General features: G+C 49.3%; 7 protein-coding genes. 1 reads left to right on the top strand and 6 read right to left on the bottom strand.

Annotated elements, in window-relative coordinates:
- Positions 1 to 24 precede the first annotated feature (24 nt).
- Positions 25 to 711: a tRNA/rRNA methyltransferase gene (locus QUE74_RS27300; RefSeq protein ID WP_001223153.1), complete on the bottom strand. Its 687-nt coding sequence runs from the start codon at positions 709 to 711 to the stop codon at positions 25 to 27.
- Positions 712 to 1,110: 399 nt separating this feature from the next.
- On the bottom strand, positions 1,111 to 1,251 hold the full coding sequence (yjjY, locus tag QUE74_RS27295; protein WP_001303782.1) for a YjjY family protein: 141 nt from the start codon (positions 1,249 to 1,251) through the stop codon (positions 1,111 to 1,113).
- Between the two features lie 95 nt (positions 1,252 to 1,346).
- Between yjjY and arcA the strand changes: the two genes are divergently transcribed.
- A complete protein-coding gene (gene arcA / locus QUE74_RS27290) occupies positions 1,347 to 2,063 on the top strand; it encodes a two-component system response regulator ArcA (RefSeq protein WP_001194358.1) in 717 nt (238 codons plus the stop codon).
- Positions 2,064 to 2,122: 59 nt separating this feature from the next.
- Here the strand turns inward: arcA and creD are convergent, their stop codons facing one another.
- Genes creD through creA form a run of 4 tightly spaced genes read right to left on the bottom strand, consistent with a single transcriptional unit; the run spans position 2,123 to position 6,132 of the window.
- The gene (creD, locus tag QUE74_RS27285) at positions 2,123 to 3,475 is read right to left on the bottom strand and encodes a cell envelope integrity protein CreD (RefSeq protein WP_000920297.1); all 1,353 of its coding nucleotides are present in this window, start codon (positions 3,473 to 3,475) and stop codon (positions 2,123 to 2,125) included.
- A 57-nt stretch (positions 3,476 to 3,532) separates the two neighbouring features.
- Complete coding sequence (gene creC, locus QUE74_RS27280) at positions 3,533 to 4,957, bottom strand: two-component system sensor histidine kinase CreC (RefSeq protein ID WP_001219599.1); 1,425 nt, start codon at positions 4,955 to 4,957, stop codon at positions 3,533 to 3,535.
- Positions 4,957 to 5,646 carry a two-component system response regulator CreB gene (gene creB / locus QUE74_RS27275; protein ID WP_001188688.1) on the bottom strand — a complete coding sequence of 230 codons (690 nt, stop codon included), beginning with the start codon at positions 5,644 to 5,646 and terminating at the stop codon, positions 4,957 to 4,959. Before creB ends, creC begins: the two co-directional genes overlap by 1 nt.
- A 12-nt stretch (positions 5,647 to 5,658) precedes the next feature.
- On the bottom strand, positions 5,659 to 6,132 hold the full coding sequence (creA, locus tag QUE74_RS27270) for a protein CreA (protein ID WP_000875487.1): 474 nt from the start codon (positions 6,130 to 6,132) through the stop codon (positions 5,659 to 5,661).
- Positions 6,133 to 6,314: the final 182 nt, after the last annotated feature.

The raw sequence follows: 6,314 nt of genomic DNA, 5'->3' as shown, positions 1-6,314 counted from the left end.
GAAAAATACTTACTAAGGCGTTTTTTATTTGGTGATATTTTTTTCAATATCATGCAGCAAACGATGCAACATTGCCGTGTCTCGTTGCTCTAAAAGCCCCAGCCGTTGTTGTAACCAGTCGACCAGTTTTGTGTCATCTGCCACTGCCAGGGTCGTCAGCAATGACATGGCTCGTTCGCGTAAAGCTTGCAGTTGATGTTGGTCTGCCGTTGTGTCACTTTTGGCCGGTTGTTGTATTAATGTTGCTAATTGATAGCAATAAACCATCACCGCCTGCCCCAGATTGAGCGAAGGATAATCTGCCACCATCGGCACACCAGTAAGAACGTCAGCCAAGGCTAACTCTTCGTTAGTCAGCCCGGAATCTTCGCGACCAAACACCAGCGCTGCATGGCTCATCCACGAGGATTTTTCCTCTAACAGCGGCACCAGTTCCACCGGAGTGGCGTAGTAATGATATTTCGCCCGACTGCGTGCAGTGGTGGCGACAGTGAAGTCGACATCGTGTAACGATTCAGCCAGAGTTGGGAAAACTTTAATATTATCAATAATATCACCAGATCCATGTGCGACCCAGCGGGTAGCTGGCTCCAGGTGTGCCTGACTATCGACAATTCGCAGCTCGCTAAACCCCATCGTTTTCATTGCCCGCGCCGCTGCCCCAATATTTTCTGCTCTGGCGGGTGCGACCAGAATAATCGTTATACGCATATTGCCACTCTTCTTGACCTAATAACCGCGCACAGGGTGATCATTGTCAACTTATTACGCGGATCGAATTTACAAACTCTTAACGTAAGTCGCAGAAAAAGCCCTTCACTTAGCTTAAAAAAGACTAAACTATTTCCTGACTGTACTAATGGTTGAATTGTTAAAAAATGCTACATATCCTTCTGTTTACTTAGGATAATTTTATAAAAAATAAATCTCGACAATTGGATTCACCACGTTTATTAGTTGTATGATGCAACTAGTTGGATTATTAAAATAATGTGACGAAAGCTAGCATTTAGATACGATGATTTCATCAAACTGTTAACGTGCTACAATTGAACTTGATATATGTCAACGAAGCGTAGTTTTATTGGGTGTCCGGCCCCTCTTAGCCTGTTATGTTGCTGTTAAAATGGTTAGGATGACAGCCGTTTTTGACACTGTCGGGTCCTGAGGGAAAGTACCCACGACCAAGCTAATGATGTTGTTGACGTTGATGGAAAGTGCATCAAGAACGCAATTACGTACTTTAGTCATGTTACGCCGATCATGTTAATTTGCAGCATGCATCAGGCAGGTCAGGGACTTTTGTACTTCCTGTTTCGATTTAGTTGGCAATTTAGGTAGCAAACATGCAGACCCCGCACATTCTTATCGTTGAAGACGAGTTGGTAACACGCAACACGTTGAAAAGTATTTTCGAAGCGGAAGGCTATGATGTTTTCGAAGCGACAGATGGCGCGGAAATGCATCAGATCCTCTCTGAATATGACATCAACCTGGTGATCATGGATATCAATCTGCCGGGTAAGAACGGTCTTCTGTTAGCGCGTGAACTGCGCGAGCAGGCGAATGTTGCGTTGATGTTCCTGACTGGCCGTGACAACGAAGTCGATAAAATTCTCGGCCTCGAAATCGGTGCAGATGACTACATCACCAAACCGTTCAACCCGCGTGAACTGACTATTCGTGCACGCAACCTGCTGTCTCGTACCATGAATCTGGGTACTGTCAGCGAAGAACGTCGTAGCGTTGAAAGCTACAAGTTCAATGGTTGGGAACTGGACATCAACAGCCGTTCGCTGATCGGCCCTGATGGCGAGCAGTACAAGCTGCCGCGCAGCGAGTTCCGCGCCATGCTTCACTTCTGTGAAAACCCAGGCAAAATTCAGTCCCGTGCTGAACTGCTGAAGAAAATGACCGGCCGTGAGCTGAAACCGCACGACCGTACTGTAGACGTGACGATCCGCCGTATTCGTAAACATTTCGAATCTACGCCGGATACGCCGGAAATCATCGCCACCATTCACGGTGAAGGTTATCGCTTCTGCGGTGATCTGGAAGATTAATCGGCTTTACCACCGTCAAAAAAAACGGCGCTTTTTAGCGCCGTTTTTATTTTTCAACCTTATTTCCAGATACGTAACTCATCGTCCGTTGTAACTTCTTTACTGGCTTTCATTTTCGGCAGTGAAAACGCATACCAGTCGATATTACGGGTCACAAACATCATGCCGGCCAGCGCCACCACCAGCACACTGGTTCCCAACAACAGCGCGCTATCGGCAGAGTTGAGCAGTCCCCACATCACACCATCCAGCAACAACAGCGCGAGGGTAAACAACATGCTGTTGCGCCAGCCTTTCAATACCGCCTGCAAATAAATACCGTTCATTAACGCCCCAATCAGACTGGCGATTATCCATGCCACGGTAAAACCGGTATGTTCAGAAAGCGCCAGCAAGAGCAAATAAAACATCACCAATGAAAGCCCCACCAGCAAATATTGCATTGGGTGTAAACGTTGCGCGGTGAGCGTTTCAAAAACAAAGAACGCCATAAAAGTCAGTGCAATCAGCAAAATAGCGTACTTAGTCGCCCGATCCGTTAATTGGTATTGATCGGCTGGCGTCGTCACTGCGACGCTAAACGCCGGGAAGTTTTCCCAGCCGGTATCATTACCTGAAGCAAAACGCTCACCGAGATTATTAGCAAACCAGCTGCTTTGCCATTGCGCCTGAAAACCAGACTCGCTGACTTCCCGTTTGGCTGGCAGAAAATCACCTAAAAAACTGGGATGCGGCCAGTTGCTGGTTAAGGTCATTTCGCTATTACGCCCGGCAGGCACCACAGAAAGATTGCCGGTACCGCTTAAATTCAGCGCCATATTCAGCTTCAGGTTCTGCTTCCGCCAGTCCCCTTCGGGTAAAGGGATATGCACGCCCTGCCCGCCTTGATCTAACCCGGTACCGGGTTCAATGGTCAGCGCCGTTCCGTTAACGTCAGGTGCTTTCACCACACCTATACCACGCGCATCCCCGACGCCAATCACAATAAATGGCTTGCCTAAGGTGATATTTGGCGCATTGAGTTTGCTAAGACGCGAAACATCAAAATCGGCTTTTAGCGTTAAATCACTATGCCAGACCTGACCGGTATAAATCCCAATCTTGCGTTCTTCCACGTTCTGATTGCCATCAACCATCAATGACTCAGGTAACCAAAAATGGATAAAACTTCGTTTCCGCTCCACGGTTTTATCCTCTTCCTGCACCGTATAAAGCTCGGTCACAGGAATAGCGATGAGCGGTCCAACAAGTTTCTGCGGCCCGCTGGTACTTTGCCGAATCGCATCTTCCACATCGCTACGATAATCGGCACGTTCGACAATCACCTGCCGAATCAGCATTATCGGAATCAACAACAGCAATACTGCAGCAAACAGGGTGGTCATTTTCCAGAACAGGGGGGATTTCAACATAGTCTTCTCCTTTGCAATGACCGCAGGTTACAAAGGCTATGTGGGAAGAATTTGAAGCTATGTGAAGTGACGGTGAAGTCGAAGCGAAGCCAGCACACCGCCTTGTGGCACGTTACACAGTGTGACTTCGCCATTAAGCAAACGGGCAACCTCACTGACGAACGCCAACCCCAGACCACTACTTTTTTGCCCATTCGCACGCGGCAAAGAGTAAAAGCGTTCAAAAATACGTGAAAGCGCGTAGTCAGGAATACCACTACCGGTATCCAGCACCTTAAGCGTGACGTGTTTCTGCTCCACTTCGGCGCTTAGCGTTATACGACCGCTCTCGGGGGTAAAATCGATGGCGTTATCCAGTAAATTCCCCAGCGCCTGCTCCAGTAACGTCGGTTCAGCAGCAACATTAACCTCGGTGGGCATAACATGTAGAGTGATGTTTTTTTCCGCCAACTGCACGGTGCGCGCTTCGCTGACGCGGCGAAATAATGCCGCCACATCAACAGCAGTCAAAACGACTTCCTGACGATTCTCCAGTCTTGCCTGGCGTAGTAACGTTTCCACCAGTGCCTGCATTCGCGCATTTTGCGTCAGAATGTTGTCGGTAAAACGAGCCACCACTTCCGGCGGCGGACCTTCGCGTAAAATTTCCGCCGCTCCACGAATCGCCGCCAGTGGGCTTTTTAGCTCATGAGTTAACGCATAAACATACTGCTCAATATAGTTTTTCCCTTCCAGCTTCACGCGCATACTTTCCAGCGCCTGCGCGAGTTTACGCAGCTCGCTACTACCGAGATCGGGGAGAGGAACGGGCTTATTGTCAGTGACAGAATCAGCATAGCGAGTGAGCCGGGCAATGGAGCGGTTGATCCACCAAACCATGCCTGCGCCAATCACCAGTGCAATCCCCAACAAAATGGCGCTGGCCCATAAAATTCGCCGCTCGCTGCGCTTAATGACCGGAGCCATCGCCGCGTTCGGTTTGCCTACGCTCAAAACGCCAATAAGCCGCGAGCCGTCCATAATTGGCGCGGCAACATACATCACAGAACTTTCGGGATCGTCAGGATTTTGCAATGTGCTGCGCGCACCATACTGACCACGCAACGTTAGCCAGACGTCATTCCAGCGCGAGTAATCCTGTCCAACGGCTTTATTTGCCGAATCGAACAATACTTTGCCCTGCGCATCGGTCATATAGACATGATATTCATTGCGCACTTTGTTAATGCCACCGATATTGGCGCGAAACGGGCGATGTTGTAGCTGATTAAACGCCTGCGCCAGTTGCCCATGCGTTGGGTCCCCAGAGAGCAAATCGGGACGCGCCAGCTCCGCCAGCAACGTTGCGGTGTCGATCAACGTCCCCTCCGTTGCTCTTCGCACGCCCGGTTTAACTTCTTTGACAAAAATAGCCAGTACGAACCAGGCCGCCACCGCCACCAGTAAAAAATAGCCCAGCAACAACCGCATGCCGATACGCATTACAGGCCCCTCAGGCTATATCCCATGCCGCGATGAGTATTAATCGGTGAAAGATCGGGGTTGATGGCGCGCAGCTTGGCACGCAGCGTTTTAATGTGGGTATCGACGGTGCGATCGTAGGTGTCCTGCGCATCTTCCCACACGCTATCCATCAGTTGCTGGCGGGACCAGACGCGGCCCGGCGACTTGAGTAATGTTTTCAGCAGCAAAAACTCATACCGCGTCAGCGTTAATGGCGTGTCAAACCAGCTGATCTGCGCCGCAGGTTCATTCAATTCAAAATGACCAATACGGATAACGGGAGACGGCGTCGAGAACTTCCTCACCCGACGCAGTAAGGTGCGCACTCTGGCGCACACTTCGCGAGGTGAAAACGGTTTAGCCACGTAGTCGTCAGCGCCAATTTCCAGCCCAAGCAGGCGATCGACCTCTTCACTTCGGGCCGTCAGGAACAGTACAGGTAACGCCGGATGGAGCGCCAGTAACTGGCGGCACAATTCAAAGCCGCTGATATCAGGCAAACCAACATCGAGAATCATGACATCGGGAACCTGCTGGCGAGCTTTATCCAGCACCGGCAAGCCTCGCTCAAAGACCTCGACGTCAAAACCTTCCTGTTGCAACATGTAGACCAGCGTGTCGGCTATCCCTTGCTCATCTTCCACTAACCAGACCGTTTCCCGTTGCATAAATCGCCTCTGTTATTGCCGCCACGGCATGACAGGAACCGCGCTAATCGCGTTTTTCGGCGAACCTTCTACAACTTTGTCGGAGTAAGCCAGATAAGCGAGCGCGTTGCGTTTGGCGTCATAAAAGCGCACGACCTGTAACGACTTAAAGACCAGGGACGTGCGTTTTTTGAATACTACCTCGCCCTGAGCTTTGCCGTTTTTAATACGATCCGACAGTTCAATCGGCCCGACTTGCTGACAAGAAATGGCCGCATCGGAGGTATCTTCTGCCAGGCCCAATCCCCCTTTAATACCGCCGGTTTTCGCCCGGCTCACATAGCAGGTGACATTTTTCACATCGGGATCGTCAAAGGCTTCTACGACAATTTTGTGATCAGGACCAATCATTTTAAATACAGTGTCGACCGAACCAATCTCTTCTGCATGAGCCAACGGCCCCAGCATTATCAGGCTTAAGGACAGAATCAAATGCTTGTATTTCATATTGTTACCATTTTTATCTATGACATGAGCAATTAGTTCACCACGATAAATAACATATTGATTAAGAACAAAATCTCAATACTTTTATTTCCGTCAAGACCTAAAACATACTCGACTAAGAAAAAAACACTGAATGCTAAAACAGCAAAAAATGCTATTATCCAATTACCTGATGTCAGGTG

This window comes from Escherichia sp. 10290, from assembly GCF_030295155.1.
Lineage (GTDB): Bacteria > Pseudomonadota > Gammaproteobacteria > Enterobacterales > Enterobacteriaceae > Escherichia > Escherichia coli_F.
Note: the sequence above shows the minus strand (reverse complement) of the source record. Positions and strands in the feature narration are given on the sequence as shown.